Here is a 16,701-nt window from a genome sequence, read left to right on the forward strand (position 1 = left end):
GCCAGAAACATGATGAGACCAAGCTGAATTGGAGCGACTTCGGAGGTTCGCTTCTCCCCGCTGGGCAGGGCGAACCGGGGCGAGGGATGCTCGCGTAATTTCGGAATATTAGAATATTGTCCTGAGTTGCCCGACGTGTCAAGCTGCTTGGTCGAACGCCTGCCGCCGCTGGCCACTTTGCATGGGGTTGTTTTCGATATTTTGGCAATGCGCTCTGCGACGGCGCCATCGCTTCAGATTGCCCTAGACTAGCCAATCAGCCGCGCCGCGTGGCGCGGCCGGATTCGACGTCGAAAATCTCTCCTCGCGGGCCGATATCGACGAACGCCGCGGGATCGGCGCCGGTCATCCAGACCTGCGCGCCGAGCTTGGCGAGCTCGTCGAACAGCGCCTTGCGGCGGTTCGGATCGAGATGGGCGACGACCTCGTCGAGCAGCAGCAGCGGCACGATGCCGGTCATCTCCGCGACCATCGTGGCGTGCGCCAGCACCAGCCCGATCAAGAGCGCCTTCTGCTCGCCGGTCGAGGCGTCACGCGCCGGCATGTTCTTCGGCGCGTAGACCACCTGCAGATCGGTCAGATGCGGGCCGTCGAGCGTGCGCCCGGGCGGCGGCATCGCGCGGCCGGCTGGCGCGCAGGATCTCGCGGTAGCGGTCCTCCACCGCCGTTGCAGGCTCCTGCAGCAGCGCATTCTCCATCCAGCCGTCGAGCATGATCTCGGCGGAGGGGAAGGCCGAGGCCGCGCCGCGCTCGCGCAGCATCACGGCGAGCTTGGCGGCGGTCTGGCCGCGTGATGCGGCGACCGCGACCGCAAGCTCGGCGGTCTCGCGCTCGATCGCATCACACCAATGGTCGTCATAGTTGCGCACCTCGAGCAGCCGGTTGCGCGAGCGCAGCGATCGCTCCAGCGCGGAGACGCGGCTGGAATGCTCGGAATCGATCGCCAGCACCAGGCGGTCGAAGAAGCGCCGCCGTTCCGAGGCGGCGCCCATGAACAGGCCGTCCATCGCCGGCGTCAGCCACACGATGCGCAGATGATCGCCGAACGCGGTTGCGGACCCCACCGGTTCGCGGTCGATGCGGCAGCGCCTCGCGCTGCCGGCGTCGCCGGTCGGCGGATCGATACCGGTGCCGAGCGTCGCAAGGCCGAGCGCGCCCTCGACTTCGGCGGAGACCGCCCAGGAGCCGTCGCCCTGGTTGTCGGCGATGTCCTCCAGCGTCGCGCGGCGCAGGCCGCGGCCCGGCGACAGAAACGAGACCGCTTCCATGCAATTGGTCTTGCCGGCGCCGTTCGGCCCCACCAGCACCACCATGTCGCCGGCGACCTGCAGCGTCGCCGTCCGGTAATTGCGGAAATGCGTCAGCGACAGGCGGTGAATGCGGGACGGGGTCATTTCTCTTCCTTCCCCTCTCCCCTTGTGGGAGAGGGTGGCGTCTCACGAAGTGAGGCGACGGGTGAGGGGTATCTCACAGCTCGGCAAGCTTGGCGACAATGTCTTCCAGCACCGCCCCGGGCGTCCGCAATACGTCATTGTTCCAGTAGCGCAAGACCTGAAAGCCTTCCGCCGCAAGCGCGTCAGTCCTGGATGCATCACGCGGCGACGAAGCGTGCTGACCGCCGTCGATCTCGATGGCGAGGCGCTTCTCGAAACACGCGAAGTCGAGAATGTAATTTCGAAATGGAACCTGCCTTCGAAATTTCAAGTGCGACAGGCGCCGATCGCGCAGCAGGCGCCACATCTTCGCTTCCGCGTCAGTCGGCTCCCGGCGCATCTTCTTTGCGAAGCTGCGGAGGCGTTCATCGGTCGGTCGATGGTGCGGCGTTCGCGGCACCAACCCCTCACCCGGCGCCTGCGGCGCCACCCTCTCCCACAAGGGGAGAGGGTGCAGTTGCTCGTGAAGAGAGGGTTATCACACCCGCATCGGCATCAGCACGTAGAGCGCGCCCTTGCTGTCGCGGTCCTGCACAAGGGTCGGCGAGCCGGGATCGGCGAGCTTCAGCACTGCGACCTCACCCTCGATCTGGGCGGCGATGTCGAGCAGATAGCGCGAGTTGAAGCCGATATCGAGCGCGTCGGAGGCGTACTCGACCTCGAGCTCCTCGGTGGCGCTGCCGGAATCCGGGTTGGTGACCGAGAGCACCAGCTTGCCCGCGGACAGTGCGAGCTTCACCGCGCGGCCGCGTTCGCTGGAAATCGTCGAGACGCGGTCGACGGCGGCCTCGAAATCCTTCTTGTCGACGACGAGTTCCTTGTCGTTGTTCTGCGGAATGACGCGGCCGTAGTCCGGGAAGGTGCCGTCGATCAGCTTCGAGGTCAGCACCACATTGCCGAGCGTAAAGCGGATCTTGCCGTCCGACAGCTCGATCGAGATCTCGGCGTCGTCGCCCTCGATCAGCCGCTGCACCTCGCCGACCGTCTTGCGCGGGACGATGACGCCGGGCATGCCGGTTGCGCCCTTGGGCAGCGCGAGGTCGATCTGCGCCAGCCGGTGACCATCGGTCGCAACGCCGCGCAGGGTCGCCGCCTTGGCGCTGCCGGCCGCGTGCAGATAGATGCCGTTGAGGTAGTAGCGGGTCTCTTCGGTCGAGATCGCGAACTGCGTGCGGTCGATCAGGCGCTTGATGTCGGACGCCGGCAGTGAGAACGAATGCGTCATGTCGCCGGCGGCAAGGCCCGGGAAGTCGCTCTCGGGCAGCGTCTGCAGCGTGAAGCGCGAGCGGCCGGCACGCACGGCCAGCACCGAGCGGTCGCCGTCGGCTTCCAGCACGATCTGCGAGCCGTCGGGTAGCTTGCGGACGATGTCGTAGAACATGTGCGCGGGCACCGTGGTCGAGCCGGCGGTTCCGGTCTCGGCGGCCAAGGTCTCCGTCACCTCGAGGTCGAGGTCGGTCGCCTTCAGCGACAATTTGGCGCCCTCGGCGCGGATCAACACGTTGCCGAGGATCGGGATGGTGTTGCGGCGCTCGACCACGCGGTGAACGTGACCCAGCGATCTCAGGAGTTGCGCGCGCTCGACGGTGACCTTCATTGCAATACCCGCCAGATCCCTCAGATGGAAAAGCCGGGCGGCCGTTCAGGGCAGCGCCGCGGCATTGGAAACCCGAAAAGCCGGATCAATACCGGATTTGATCAAACCCACGGGGGGACCGCAAGGTGGCGCGGATGGGCGGCCGGTGCAAGCGATACGGGCGCGAAACGAGCCCCGTTCCCCACGTTTTGGGTCGGAAAAAAGTTTAGCCCTCCCCTTTGGCGAGGGGAGGGCTATGGAACGATCCGGCCGGATGAAGCGGCCCTATTCCTGCAGCTGGCGCTTCAGCGATTCGACTTCCTCCGACAGCGCCGTGTCCTTGGCGACCAGTGCCTCAATCTTGCGCACGGCGTGCAACACCGTGGTGTGGTCGCGGCCGCCGAAGCGCCGGCCGATCTCCGGCAGCGAGCGCAAGGTCAGCGTCTTCGCCAGATACATCGCGACCTGGCGCGGGCGTACCACATTGGCGGTACGGCGGGACGACAGCAAGTCGGAGCGGCTGACATTGTACTGCCGGGCGACCACGCGCTGGATGTCCTCGATCTTGATCCGCTTCGGCTCCTGTGGGCGGATCAGGTCGCGCACCTCGCGCTCGGCCATCTCCAGCGTCACCGGCTGGTTGTTGAGCTTGGAGTGCGCCAGCAGGCGATTGATCGCGCCTTCAAGGTCGCGGCCGTTATGGGTGATGGTGCGCGCCAGATAGTCGAGCACTTCCTCCGGTACATCGAAGCTCGCATGGTGGGCGCGGGCGGCGGCGACGCGCGACTTCAGGATGCCGAGCCGCAGTTCCTCGCCGAGCGAGCCCATCTCGACCACGAGGCCACCGGCGAGCCGCGAGCGCACGCGGTCGTCGAGGCTTTCCAGATCCGACGGCGGACGGTCGGCTGCGATCACAACCTGGCGGCCGGCATCGATCAGCGCGTTCAGCGTGTGGCAGAACTCGGCCTGCGTCGACTTGCCCTGCAGGAACTGCAGATCGTCGATGACCAGCACGTCGATGCCGCGCAGCGCCTCCTTGAAGGCCAGCGCCGTCTGCGTCTTCAGCGCCGCGACGAAGCCGTACATGAACTTCTCGGCGGTGAGATACAGCACCTTGCGCTCGCCGCCGGAATTGCCGGCCCAGGTCACCGCCTGCAGCAGATGCGTCTTGCCGAGGCCGACGCCGGCATGAATGTAGAGCGGGTTGAACATCACGGGATCGCCGCGGCGACCTTCCGCGACCTGGCGGGCCGCCGCATGAGCCAGCGTGTTGGACCTGCCGACGACGAAGCTGGCGAAGGTCAGGCGCGGATCGAGCGGCGAGCCGCCGAGCGCGTCGTGGCTCGCGGACACCGGCGCGGTCGCAACCGAGCGCAGTTCAGGCACGAGCCGGCCGTCAGTGCGCTCGATGCGGCGCACTTCGACGGGCGCAACCGTTTCCTTCACCGGAGCCGTCGCGCGGATTGCCGAGCGCACGGTGAGGTCGATGCGATGCACTTCGGGCATCTCGGCCTGCCAGCAGGAGAGCACGCGTTCGGCATAGTGCGCCTGGATCCAGCTCTTGAGGAACCGGGTCGGAACCGACAGATGCACGCTCTCGTCGTGCACGCTCTCCAGATCCATCCGAGCGAACCAGCTCGTGTAGACGTCCTCGCCAACGCTCGTCCGCAAACGTCCCTTCACCCGCGACCAGCGATCCTGTTCCGTGTTCGTCATTGCCTTCGTACTTCCAAGTCTGAGAGATAATCGTTGCGAAAGCGCCGTGCAGGTTTCCTGCCGCGGCGCGACCTCTAGCGGGCGCGGTCTGCTCCGGACAAAGCTCTCCCGTGTGGCGTCCATGCGCCACCCGACAGATCAGCTGTTTGGAGAAGATGCGCCCCGCGAGGTCAGCGCGTACTCGACGGACGCTTCGGGTGGGAGCTGACGTCCGAGGGGTTGATTACGGCACCACTGGAAATTTGCGCTTCGGCTGTCGTTGGTTCGACTGCAGTGATGATACCGTAAGCCATATGACCTCCCCCTCCCGCCGCGACGTATCGCGGCAAGTTGTCAGCTTGCTCGTGTCTTCAAATTCGAACTGCTGCTACCGAACACCGAAATGCCCGGCGCTTCGCCGCCGCCGTGTCGTCGTCAACCCGTTCACTCGCTCCGCGTTCCCGCTGCCAGATTCCGACTGACGTCCTGGTCTCTCTTGTTCGATCCCCCAAATTGCCGGGGACATCGCCGGAGAATTTTTGACACAGGTCGTCTGTCCTCATATCGCTATGAGTTGTCAATCTAGCTTCGCTTGGAAAGCGTCGCTAACGCACACACCGCCGCCGATTTGTGCGTCCGCCCCTGGGTCTCAAACCGCGCTGATCTGGAGAGCCGTGGGCGTCGCGAACAAGAAATAAATACACCAAGCTGATTTTCTGACAATCCGTGGATTCGACGGGGATCGAGACTCTTCGCGACTGTTGCGGCGTTGCCGATGCTGAGTTGCGAAAGCAAGTTTTTGAATCAGCGCACAGATTCACGCGTGTCACAAACGACGGTGCAATACCAAAAATTTTTCATAGAAAATTTACATTTGGTCTCGCGCCGGTCATTTTTCCAATCGCTGTCCAACGCTATGTGCATAAGTAATTCGCGAGACGTCATTTTTCTCGATTACTTTTGCAGGGTAACCCCGCTTCGCAAGTTTCGTCCGCGAAATGCTCGCGCGCTATTCCATCTATCTAGCTTAGCGAAGAACAATCTGTGGGCGAGTGTGGCGCGTTAAGCATGTCGAGCCGGTAGAACTACGGACGCGACGAAACATGACACGCAGTTCGTTGCGCGGCAACGCGAAGTGTTCTCGCGCTATGAAACTTCCACGACAAAAGTCGAGACAAAAACAAAAAGCCCGGCGCGAGCCGGGCTTCGTGACAAATGTGTTTTCCAGTCAGCTCTGGTGGCAAGCCGTTACTTCGCGAGCTTGGCGATGCTCTGCGTGAGGCGCGACACCTTACGGCTCGCGAGGTTCTTGTGAATGATGTTGCGCTGTGCTGCCTTCATCAGCTCGGGCTCAGCGCGGCTCATCGCCTTCAGTGCCGCCTCGCGGTCGCCGCTCTTGATCGCTTCCTCGACGGTGCGCACCGCGCCACGCATCTGCGTGCGGCGCGACTTGTTGACGATGGTGCGGCGGGCAATCTTGCGGGTCGCCTTCTTGGCGGAGGTGGTGTTGGCCATGGTTCTCTAACTGTCCTTCGGCGGTGATCGCTCGGTGGTCGGGCTTGCGCGCACCGGCCGGTTCAAATCTCAACTCTGATGTATTTGTCCAAGGTGGTTTTCTTGGGTGTCCTTGAGGCGGCCATGCGAAGAGCGCAAAATGCTGCCTCCGCATGCGACACTGTCCAAAGAACAGCGGCGGCAGGATTGCGCCCGCCGCCATCGGTCGGTCTTATAGATGGCGCGGGCTTAAGCGTCAACGCTTTCGGGACCCCAAAAGGGCCCGAAATCGTCCCTGCGGGGGCCGGATAAGCCGCTGAAGAGGTTGAATTTCCGGGGGGCGCCCGGTAAGGCCTGACGACGCGTGGGGCGCGACTGGGAGTTAGGGTGACGCATGATCCGCGGCTTTTTCCGTCTGATCGGCCTTCTGCTGCTGGCCGGCAGCTTCATCTTCATGGTCTATGACGGGGCCCGCTACGTCGCCGACCAGAGCCTGCGGTTCACCCAGTTCGGCCAGTTCTGGAACGACATCCACCAGTCGAGCCAGCAGGCATTCCATGCCTGGGTGGATCGCTTCGCGCCCTGGCTCTGGAATGACGTGATCCGCCTGCTTCTGGAGCAGCCGGTATTCGCGGTGCTCGGCATTGCCGGCATCCTGCTGATGATCCTGTTCCGGCCGCGTAAGCCCCTGATCGGCTACGCGCGCGACTGACTTGTCGGCAGCCCTCCTTGGCTGCACCGCCCCGTAACGGGGCTGCCATCATCCGCGTAAGGACATATATAGGTGACAGCCGGCCCGCAGGCCGTTGCCGCGTCGGCCGATGTCCCGCCTGGAGGTGTCCATGTTGTTCATGCGCAAGACCACTGCGTTGCCAAGCGCCGCCGAGGCGTTGCCGGGCCGCGCGACGCCGATCCCGACCGCGATCACCCATTTCGTCAATGGCAGCAAGTTGCAGCCGCCTTATCCGCAAGGCCTCGAGCAGGCGGTGTTCGGGCTCGGCTGCTTCTGGGGCGCGGAGCGCAAGTTCTGGGAACTCGGCGAGGGGATCTACACCACCGCGGTCGGCTATGCCGGCGGCCACACGCCGAACCCGACCTATGAGGAAGTATGCTCGGGGCGCACCGGCCACACCGAAGTGGTGCTGGTCGTGTTCGACCCGAAGAAGATCTCCTACGAGAGGCTGCTGAAGACGTTCTGGGAGAGCCACAACCCGACGCAGGGCATGCGCCAGGGCAACGACATCGGCACGCAATATCGCTCCGCGATCTACACGTTCAGCGACGCGCAGCGCAAAGCCGCCGATGAGTCGCAGGCGATGTATCAGAAGGCGCTTGCCGCCAAGGGCCTCGGCGCCATCACCACCGAGGTCGCGCCAGCCGGTGAATTCTACTTCGCCGAGGACTATCACCAGCAATACCTCGCCAAGAATCCGGCGGGCTATTGCGGGCTCGGCGGCACCGGCGTGTCCTGCCCGATCGGCGTCGGCGTCACCGCCTGATCGTCTTGTTGAGAAAGAGCTCGCTCTGGAAAGCCGGTTTGCGCTCTTCCCGGGCACGGCTCCAAGCCAATGGGAGGCCGGCTGTTCCGGCCTCCCGCTCGATCCTCGAAAACCCTTTGTTAACCATAAGTGGTGCAAGACTGGGCCTGTCTCGCCGTTGAGGGATAGGTCCGGTGCCGGTTGCACGCGCGTTACGATTGCCGATCACTGCCGTTGTGGCTGCGCTCGCGCTGTCTGGTTGCATGAGCACGTCCGGTCCCGTCGCCGTCGGCCCGCAAGGCGTCGATGCCGTCACCTACGGCCCGGCCTACGCACCCGCTCCGGTTGCCGATGCAGGCGGCAGCGGTGCGATCAGCGCATTGCGTTCCGCCTTCGCCAGCACGTCCCCTGGTTATGGCTATGCCGCACCGGCCGCCGCCCCGGTCGTCTATGCCGCCGCCTCCCCGGGTGGACCCCCCGCCGGTTACGACAACGGCTATCACCTTGGCCCCGGCGACAAGCTTCGCGTGGTGGTCTACGGCCAGGAAGGCCTGACCAATTCCTATGCGATCGACGCCGCGGGCGCGATCACCATGCCGCTGATCGGCTCGGTGCCGGCGCGCGGCCGCACGCCGGCCGGGCTTGCCGGCGAAATCTCGGCACGGCTGCGCAACGGCTATATCCGCGAGCCTTCGGTGGCGGTCGAGATCGAGTCCTATCGTCCGTTCTTCATCCTCGGCGAAGTCCAGGCCCCCGGCCAATATCCCTACGTGCCGAACATGACGGTCGAGAGCGCGGTCGCGATTGCCGGCGGCTTCTCGCCGCGTGCCCGCCGCGACAGCGTGACGCTGACCCACACCGATGCGTCCGGCTCCGGGCGCTTTGTGGTGCCGCTGGGCACGCCGATGAGCCCGGGCGATACGGTATTCGTCGGCGAGCGCTGGTTCTGAAGAAGGATAGTGTCCTTCTTCATTCCGGGATGGTGCGTTAGCACCAGACCCGGAACCTCGAGATTCCCCGATGCGCAATTGCGCATCTGTGGTTCGATACTGCGCATCGCCCCGGAATGACGCTTGCAGCGTCACTTCTTCAGATGCTTTGCGAAAAACTCCATGCTGCGCGGCCAGGCGATGTCGGCGCTTGCCTTGTCGTAGCTGGCGCGCTCGTCGCAATGGAAGCCGTGCTGCGCGCCGGGATAGATGAAGACCTCGACCTCGGGCCGCTTCGACTTGATGGTCTCGACATCGCTCAGGGGAATGCCGGCATCCTTCTCACCGAAATGTAGCTGCGTCGGCACCGCCGGCTTGTCGTCGGCGAAGCGCACGACGGCGCCGCCGTAATAGCCGACCGCGGCTGACAGCCCGGCCAGCTTGGTGGCGGCAGCATAGGCGACGCTGCCGCCGAGGCAGAAGCCGATGATGCCGACCGGACCGACCGGCTTCACCGCGTCGATCGCCGCCTGGCTGTCGCGCAGCATCGCGGCCCAGTCCGGATTGGCAACGAACTTCCGCGCCTCGGCGATCTCGTCGGGGGAATAGCCGCTCTGGAAGTTCGGCGTGATGCGGTCGAAGATCGAAGGTGCAACCGCGACATAGCCTTCCTTCGCCAGCCGGTCGCAGACCGAGCGGATGTGGTGATTGACGCCAAAAATCTCCTGGATCACGACGACCGCGCCCTTCGGCGCGCCGGCAGGATCGGCGCGGTAGGCGCCGAGTTCAAATCCGTCCGAAGCTTTGAGTTTGATGTCTTGTCCCATGGTCCATCCTTGTCAGTTTGGGGGGTGCATGAAGCTCTCGATGATGAGGCGCGATGACATCGTCGTCGCGCTTTGGCTCTTCGTTTGAACATGGCCGTTTCGGAAAACCGCTTCGCACTTTTCCGGACCATGCTCTAGCGCCACATCCAGTTCTCGCCCCAGTCGGCCTTCCAGCCGGTCAGCCGGTGTTTGCGGAATTGCAGGAAGAGGCGGTCGTGGTGCGGAAACAGCCCGCTGCCGCCGAGGTCGCGGAAGGTCAGGAAGATCTCGTTGCCGGGCCGTCCGCTGACATAGGTGAAAGGCGTGCCGAGCGCGCGCTGCGCGTCCGCAACGCCCATGCCGAACACCAGCGGCGTGGTGTTCGACAACGTCGCAGTGAAAGTGGACGGGGCTGTGACGAACGGCAGCTTCTGCGCGCTCGCCCCTGTCGTCGCCGCAGTCAGCAACAAGGCAACGGCGATTGTCTTCATGGCGCGGGCTTTCCCGGCGCGCCGGCTTCAAGGCCATCCAGGAACGGCAGCACCGCGGCGATGAAGGCCTGCGGCTGGTCGATGTTGACGGCATGGCCGGCGTTCGGAATCACCGCCTTCCGCGCCCCGGGGATTTTTGCCGCCATGTAGTCGGACGCCGCCAGGAACGGCGTGTCGTCGGCGCCGACCACAACCAGTGCTGGCACCTGGATCCCGGGCAGCGATTCGATCACCCGTGCATCGCGCTGTGCCAGCATGCCGCGCGCGGCGAGCGCGAGGCCCCTGGCGTTGCGATGGGTGACCGACGCGCGCTCGGCGCTCAACGATCTAAGCACCTCGAGCCCTTCGCGGTCGAAGCGGTCGCCGGTCTCGCGGGCGCGCTTGTTCCAGACCTCACGGGCGTCGTCCTTCTTGAAGCCCGGGCCGGTGTCGATGATCAGCAGCGCCCGCACCCGCTCCGGATGGGCGCGATGAAAGGCGAGCGACATGTAGCCGCCGAGCGACAGCCCGCCGACGATCGCCTTGTCGGCGCCGGCGGCGTCGAGCAGAGCGGCGATATCGCCGACCGTCAGCGCTTCGCTATAGGCATCGGGATCGTCGGGATAGTCGGACTGGCCGTGCCCGCGCATGTCCCACAGGATCAGCTTGTGCCGCTGCGACAGCGCCTCGATCTGGCCCTGCCACATCGCCGAAGTCGAGGAATAGCCGTGGGTCAGGATCAGCGGCGGGCCGCTGCCGTGAATCTCGTAGTAGATCTCGACGCCGTTGCGGTTGAGCTTGGCCATTGACGGGCTCCTTGTGTTTCTCTTGCCGCTGTCATCGGACGGCGTTGCCGGTGCTTGCTGCCGACGCTTTGAGCAAGCGCCTGGCGATTAGACACGAACGCTGGCATTGCAAAAAGCGTCATGCCGTTGCCGCATCGCACAACAGGCATCTTCGGAAATTTATTCTTTTCGAGCAATTCCAAATTGGATTGCCTCCAGCCGGGAACCGGATCATTGTTTCGGCAACTGTCGCTTACCCGGTGGGCGCCGGCCAAGACCCAACAGTGAGTTGCCGCCGTAAGCGGCTTCCTACACCGGAAGGGGAGAGAGATGCCAAATCTCAATATCAACGGACGGAATATGTCCGTCGAGGCGGCCAATGACACGCCGCTGCTTTGGGTCATCCGCGAGCAATTGCAGATGACGGGCACCAAATTCGGTTGCGGCGCCGGTCTGTGTGGCGCCTGCACGGTTCACGTCAACGGCGAAGCGGTGCGGTCCTGCCAGACCTCGGTCGCCGACGCCGTCGGCAAGAAGATCACCACCATCGAAGGCCTCTCCGCCAAGGGCGATCATCCCTTGCAGAAGGCCTGGGTCGCCGAGCAGGTGCCGCAATGCGGCTACTGCCAGTCCGGCCAGATCATGCAGGCGGCGGCGCTGCTGTCGAAGAATACCAACCCGACCAAGGAAGAAGTGGTCGCGCATATGGACGGCAACCTGTGCCGTTGCATGACCTATTCACGAATCCAGAAGGCGATCATGCGCGCTGCGTCCGACATGCGCACCGCATCGGCCACCGGATCCGAGCGGAGGGCCACATGAACAAGCACGTGAAAAACCTCGCGCCAGAGACGACCGATCTCAGCCGCCGTTCCTTCCTGGTCGGCACCGCTGCAACCGGCCTCGTGCTCGGCTACGCCGGGTCCGGCATCGACCAGGCGCTCGCGGCACCCGCGCCCGCCAACTTCGAGCCGAGCGTCTGGTATTCGATCGCGCCCGACGGTCTCGTCACCGTGACCTGCGGCAAGGCCGACATGGGCCAGCACGTCGCCTCGACCATGGCGCAGATCGTGGCCGAAGAGCTCGGCGCGAACTGGAAGGACATGCGGGTTCAACTCGCCTCCAACGATCCGAAGTTCAACGATCCCGTGCTGGGCGCGCAGATCACCGGCGGCAGCTGGTCGACGATGATGAACTTCGACGCGATGAGCCGCGCCGGCGCAGCCGGCCGCATTGCATTGACCGAGGCGGCGGCGGCCTCCATGGGCGTGCCGGCCGGCGAGCTGGTGGTACGTGACTCCAGGATCAGCCATGCGAAGTCGAAGAAGTCGATGTCGTTCGCCGAAGTGGTGAAGAGCGGCAAGGCGACCAAGACCTTCACGGCGGATGATCTGAAGGCGATCAAGCTGAAGACGCCCGACCAGTACACGATGATCGGCGTCTCGGTGCCGCAACTCGACATCCCGTCGAAGACCAACGGCACGGCCAAGTACGGCATCGACGTGATGGTGCCGGGCATGGTCTACGGCGCGCTGGTCACGCCGCCGGTGCGGTACGGCGCCACCGTGAAGTCGGTCGACGATAGCGCGGCCAAGAAGCTGCCCGGCTTCATCAAGGCCGTCACCCTCGACGACAAGACCACAACCACGACCGGCTGGGTCGTCGCGGTCGCCAACACCTATGCGCAGGCGAAGAAGGCCGCGGCTGCGCTGAAGATCAGCTATGACGGCGGTCCGAACGCAAAATTGTCGAGCGAATCGCTGCTCACGGAAGCCAAGCGGCTTCAGGGACTGGACGATTCCGGCCAGTTCTTCGTCAAGGACGGTGATCCCAAGGCGGCCTTCGGCTCGGCGGCCAAGGTGTTGGAGGCGGAATACACCACCAACATCAACATCCACGCTCCGATGGAGCCGATGAACGCCACCGCGGAGTTCAAGGGCGACATCCTGCACATCTATTCCGGCAACCAGTTCGCGACGCGCTCCGGCGCGATTGCGGCCGGCGCAGCCGGGATCGATCCGAAGTTCGTGGTGATGCACCAGATGTGGCTGGGCGGCGGCTTCGGCCGGCGTCTCGACGCCGACATGATGGTGCCCGCGGTGCAGGCGGCGAAGGCCGTCGGCAAGCCGGTCAAGGTCATCTACACGCGCGAAAACGACATGACGATGGATTTCTCGCGTCCGCTGACCTACCAGAAGGTGAAAGCCGGCATGGATGGCGACGGCAAGATCGTCGCGATGAGCCACGACGTGGTCTCGGCCTGGCCGACCGCGCGTTGGGGAATCCCCGATTTCCTCACACCGTCGGTCGACAAGAAGGGTCCGCTCGACTCCTTCACCGTGAACGGAGCGGACTTCTTCTACACCGTGCCCAACCACTATGTGCGGGCGATCAAGAACGAGATGGCGCACAACGCCACCCCGTCGGGTCAGCTCCGTTCGGTGGCGCCGGGCTGGACGTTCTGGGCGGTCGAAAGCATGATCGACGAGATCGCGCATGCGACCGGCAAGGACCCGGCGCAGCTGCGCATCTCGTTGCTCGACGGCAAGGGCAAGAATGACGGCGGCGCGCAGCGTCTCCGCAACACCTTGCTCGCTGCGATGGGGCTTGCCGGCTACGGCACCAAGCAGCTGCCCAAGGGCGAAGGCATGGGGGTGGCCTGCGTGTCGTCGCAGGAGCGCGCCACGGCGAGCTGGACCGCCTGCGTCGCCCATGTCGCGGTCGCCCCGTCGGGCGAGGTGACGGTGAAGAAGCTGACGGTTGCGACCGACGTTGGTACGCAGGTGAATCCCGACGGCATCCGCGCCCAGGTCGAGGGCGCGGCGCTGTGGGGCATGTCGCTGGCGCTGTTCGAGAAGGCGACGTTGAAGGACGGCGGCATCGAGCAGACCAACTTCGACAGCTACACGCCGCTTCGGATGAGCCAGCTGCCGGAAGTCGCGGTCAACGTCATCGCCAATGGCGAGAAGGCGACCGGCGTCGGCGAGCCCGCGGTGACGGTGGTGGCGCCGGCGATCGGCAACGCCGTCTTCAACGCGGTCGGTGCCCGCGTCCGCGGCCTGCCGATCACCGCGGAAGCCGTCAAGGCGGCGATGAAGGCGTAACGGCCTGAACGAACAAGAACGCCGGAGAGCACGAGCTCTCCGGCGTTTTTCTTTGCTCCGCGCGTCGGCCGGGCAGTGACGGCATCAACTTTGACGCCGCAGAAATTCATGATTCACCGCCGATCTGCGCAACTGCATCGATTTCCGGCCGGCCTGATTTTGCTGGCGGATTCGGCGATCGCTCTAATTGTATCCATTGCGCTCAGCCGCCGTTCAGCATCCCCATTAAGCCGGAGGGAACGCATCGTCAGGTAGCGTCCGGCGTCGGTCGTTACCGCGACGGGGATGCCATGACTGCCTTAGCCAACAACCAGACTTCGAAGCGCCGCCTCCTGCTGGCGTCAGATCGAAGCGATCAGAGCAACGAGCTCGCCAACATCCTGCGCTCGGTGGGCGAGGTCGATACCGTTCCGACCTCTGACATTCCCGAGCAGCCGGCCCGCGATCTCTCCGGCATCGTCGTCGACATCAATCTGCGCTCGCCCGAAGCCGTGCAACTCGTCCGCGCCAAGCTGCAGGCCGACGCCTATCGCGAGATGCCGCGGCTGTTCGTGCTGGCGGACGCCTTGCATCACGCCTCGATGCAGGCCTGGGCGCTCGGCGCCACCGACACGATCTCGCGGCCGTTCGATGCGCGCGGCATCCTGCAGCGCATCCGCGCCGCATTCCCCGACGACAGCGGCTATGACGAGACCGATCGCGGCAAGGCGCTCAACCGCGGCGTCGAAGCCGCGCACGGCGTGATGGTCAAGATGTTCGAGCGGATGCGCGCCGGGGAGCCGCTCAAGTTCGAGGACATCGTCGCCGCCGAGAACAAGATCCTCAAGGCGATCAAGCACAACTCGCTGCGCGAATGGCTGACCACGGTCGGCTGCCATCACCAGGAGACCTATCGCCATTGCCTGTTCGTGACCGGTTTTGCGGTTGCGTTCGCGCAGCACCTCGGCATGCGTGAGGACGATCAGCGCCGGCTCGCCCGCGCCGCGCTGCTGCACGACGTCGGCAAGGCCTTCGTCCCGGTCGCGCTGCTCGACAAGCCCGGCGCCTTGACGGTGGAGGAAATGGCCGAGATGCGCGAGCATCCGCGCCGCGGCTACGAGGCGCTGTCCGCGCAGGGCGGCTTCCCGCCGGAAATGCTCGACGTGATCCTGCATCACCACGAATTCCTCGACGGCACCGGCTATCCGAACGGCCTCAGCGGCAACCAGATCAGCGACATCGTCCGCGTCACCACGATCGTCGACGTCTATGCCGCTTTGGTCGAGAAGCGCGCCTACCGCCTGCAGTTCACCCACGCCAAGGCATTCTCCATGATGGAGGAGATGGGCGGCAAGCTCGACCAGCAATTGCTGCAGGCGTTCCGCCCGGTGGCGTTCGGGCATTATTGAGCCCTCAACCCCGTCATTGCTTCGTCGCTTCGTCGTCGCAATGCCGGCTGAGGCGATGGCTCTAGCCAATCAACGCAAGTCGCGCTCCTTACCTCCGCCTAGATTCCGGTGATCATCGGCAAGACCGATGCTCCGACGGGTGAGGACGATCATGGATACGGCAACGACCGGGGATTTCGACATCCCCGCCGACATCGCGGCAACCCTCGTCGATCCCGTCGCCTATGCGGACGACCGCATCCACGACAGCTATCGCTGGCTGCGCGCCAACAACCCGCTCGGCATCGCGCGGCCCGAGAAGTTCGATCCGTTCTGGGTGGTGACCAAGCACGCGCATATCCAGGCGATCAGCCGGCAGAACGAGCTATTCCACAACGCCGATCGGCCGACCACCCTGACGACGCAGGCGCTCGAGGAGCGCGTTCGCAAGATCACCGGCGGGCCCAATTTGGTGCGCTCGCTGGTGCAGATGGACGCGCCAGACCACCCGAAATATCGCGCGCTGACGCAAGGCTGGTTCATGCCGGCCAATCTCGGCAAGTTCGAGGCCCGCGTCCGCGAGATCGCGCGCGCCACGGTGCAACGCATGCTCGCGAGGGGCGGCGCCTGCGACTTCGTCGAGGATGTCGCGCTCGGCTATCCGCTGCACGTCATCATGGAGATCCTCGGCGTGCCCGAGGCGGACGAGCCGCGCATGCTCAAGCTGACCCAGGAACTGTTCGGGCCGCAGGATCCCGACACCGCGCGCGTCCGCGACGCGCTGAGCGCGGAGCAGGTCTCCGCGATGTTGCAGGCGATCATCGCCGACTTTTCCGCCTACTTCCGCAAGATCACCGAGGATCGCCGCCAGCACCCGCGCGACGATCTCGCCACCGTCATCGCCAACGCGAAGATCGGCGGCGAGTACATGCCGGAGCACGACCAGACCAGCTATTACATGATCGTCGCGACCGCGGGCCACGACACCACCTCATCATCGACCGCCGGCGCGATCTGGGCGCTGGCCAGGGACCCCGCGGAATTCGCCAAGGTGAAGGCCAATCCGGACCTGATTCCGGGCCTGGTCGACGAGTCGATCCGCTGGATGACGCCGGTCAAGCATTTCATGCGCTCGGCCACCGCAGATACCGAGCTCGGCGGCCGCAAGATCGCCAAGGGCGACTGGCTGATGCTGTGCTACGCCTCGGGCAATCGCGACGAGGAGGTGTTCGAGGACCCCGATCGCTTCCGCAGCGACCGCAAGCCCAACCGCCATGTCGCGTTCGGCTATGGCGCGCATCTCTGTCTCGGTCAGTACCTCGCCAAGCTCGAGATGCGCATCCTGTTCGAGGAGCTGCTGCCGCACCTGAAGTCGCTGTCGCTCGACGGCGAGGTGAAGATGACGCAGGCCTATTTCGTCAACGGCCCGAAGAAGCTGCCGATCCGGTTCGAGGTGAATTGAGTACTTGTCCTTCCGGGATGGTTCGAAGGACCAGGCCCGGAATCTCGAGATTCCGGGTTCGATACTAACGCATCGCCCCGGAATGACGCGATCAAGTCCGCC

General features: G+C 64.7%; 14 protein-coding genes and 1 pseudogene. 7 read left to right on the plus strand and 8 right to left on the minus strand.

The features are described from left to right. Nucleotides 1–256: 256 nt before the first annotated feature. The 5 genes and pseudogenes from recF to rpsT all read right to left on the minus strand — a co-directional run bounded on the left by recF (nt 257) and on the right by rpsT (nt 6,219). Nucleotides 257–1,394, minus strand: a pseudogene (gene recF, locus ACVMDN_RS38580) (DNA replication/repair protein RecF). A 73-nt stretch (nt 1,395–1,467) separates the two neighbouring features. Beyond that, nucleotides 1,468–1,833: an endonuclease domain-containing protein gene (locus ACVMDN_RS38585; RefSeq protein WP_076824746.1), complete on the minus strand. Its 366-nt coding sequence runs from the start codon at nt 1,831–1,833 to the stop codon at nt 1,468–1,470. 78 nt (nt 1,834–1,911) lie between these two features. After that, nucleotides 1,912–3,030 carry a DNA polymerase III subunit beta gene (gene dnaN, locus ACVMDN_RS38590; protein ID WP_057015333.1) on the minus strand — a complete coding sequence of 373 codons (1,119 nt, stop codon included), beginning with the start codon at nt 3,028–3,030 and terminating at the stop codon, nt 1,912–1,914. Nucleotides 3,031–3,294: 264 nt separating this feature from the next. Further along, nucleotides 3,295–4,725 (minus strand): chromosomal replication initiator protein DnaA, encoded by a 1,431-nt coding sequence (gene dnaA / locus ACVMDN_RS38595; protein ID WP_057015334.1) that lies wholly within the window; start codon nt 4,723–4,725, stop codon nt 3,295–3,297. A gap of 1,227 nt (nt 4,726–5,952) precedes the next feature. Continuing rightward, nucleotides 5,953–6,219: a 30S ribosomal protein S20 gene (gene rpsT / locus ACVMDN_RS38600; RefSeq protein WP_057015335.1), complete on the minus strand. Its 267-nt coding sequence runs from the start codon at nt 6,217–6,219 to the stop codon at nt 5,953–5,955. Between the two features lie 373 nt (nt 6,220–6,592). Here rpsT and ACVMDN_RS38605 point away from each other — a divergent pair, with 373 nt between their 5' ends. The 3 genes from ACVMDN_RS38605 to ACVMDN_RS38615 all read left to right on the plus strand — a co-directional run bounded on the left by ACVMDN_RS38605 (nt 6,593) and on the right by ACVMDN_RS38615 (nt 8,626). After that, a complete protein-coding gene (locus tag ACVMDN_RS38605; protein WP_016842666.1) occupies nt 6,593–6,910 on the plus strand; it encodes a hypothetical protein in 318 nt (105 codons plus the stop codon). Between the two features lie 130 nt (nt 6,911–7,040). Further along, entirely contained in the window at nt 7,041–7,697 is a 657-nt protein-coding gene (gene msrA, locus ACVMDN_RS38610; protein ID WP_076824540.1) for a peptide-methionine (S)-S-oxide reductase MsrA, read from the plus strand. Nucleotides 7,698–7,870: 173 nt separating this feature from the next. Then, nucleotides 7,871–8,626, plus strand: a complete 756-nt coding sequence (locus ACVMDN_RS38615; RefSeq protein WP_076824542.1) for a polysaccharide biosynthesis/export family protein — start codon at nt 7,871–7,873, stop codon at nt 8,624–8,626. Nucleotides 8,627–8,757: 131 nt separating this feature from the next. On the opposite strand, the gene ACVMDN_RS38620 is transcribed toward ACVMDN_RS38615, so the two are convergent. The 3 genes from ACVMDN_RS38620 to ACVMDN_RS38630 form a co-directional block, all read right to left on the minus strand. Further along, complete coding sequence (locus tag ACVMDN_RS38620; protein WP_076824544.1) at nt 8,758–9,432, minus strand: dienelactone hydrolase family protein; 675 nt, start codon at nt 9,430–9,432, stop codon at nt 8,758–8,760. Nucleotides 9,433–9,566: 134 nt separating this feature from the next. Then, nucleotides 9,567–9,902, minus strand: coding sequence for a hypothetical protein (locus ACVMDN_RS38625; RefSeq protein ID WP_057015339.1), 336 nt, complete (start codon nt 9,900–9,902; stop codon nt 9,567–9,569). After that, on the minus strand, nt 9,899–10,687 hold the full coding sequence (locus tag ACVMDN_RS38630) for an alpha/beta fold hydrolase (protein WP_076824546.1): 789 nt from the start codon (nt 10,685–10,687) through the stop codon (nt 9,899–9,901). The genes ACVMDN_RS38625 and ACVMDN_RS38630 overlap by 4 nt, the downstream gene beginning before the upstream one ends. Nucleotides 10,688–10,996: 309 nt before the next feature. Here ACVMDN_RS38630 and ACVMDN_RS38635 point away from each other — a divergent pair, with 309 nt between their 5' ends. From ACVMDN_RS38635 to ACVMDN_RS38650, 4 genes are all read left to right on the plus strand, one after another. Next, nucleotides 10,997–11,488 (plus strand): (2Fe-2S)-binding protein, encoded by a 492-nt coding sequence (locus tag ACVMDN_RS38635; protein ID WP_026192016.1) that lies wholly within the window; start codon nt 10,997–10,999, stop codon nt 11,486–11,488. Next, the gene (locus tag ACVMDN_RS38640; protein WP_076824548.1) at nt 11,485–13,770 is read left to right on the plus strand and encodes a xanthine dehydrogenase family protein molybdopterin-binding subunit; all 2,286 of its coding nucleotides are present in this window, start codon (nt 11,485–11,487) and stop codon (nt 13,768–13,770) included. The genes ACVMDN_RS38635 and ACVMDN_RS38640 overlap by 4 nt, the downstream gene beginning before the upstream one ends. Nucleotides 13,771–14,060: 290 nt before the next feature. After that, nucleotides 14,061–15,158 (plus strand): HD-GYP domain-containing protein, encoded by a 1,098-nt coding sequence (locus ACVMDN_RS38645; protein ID WP_076824550.1) that lies wholly within the window; start codon nt 14,061–14,063, stop codon nt 15,156–15,158. A gap of 151 nt (nt 15,159–15,309) precedes the next feature. Continuing rightward, entirely contained in the window at nt 15,310–16,599 is a 1,290-nt protein-coding gene (locus ACVMDN_RS38650) for a cytochrome P450 (protein WP_076824552.1), read from the plus strand. The last annotated feature ends 102 nt before the right edge of the window (nt 16,600–16,701 follow it).

It is taken from the genome of Bradyrhizobium sp. USDA 4510 (genome assembly GCF_054059095.1).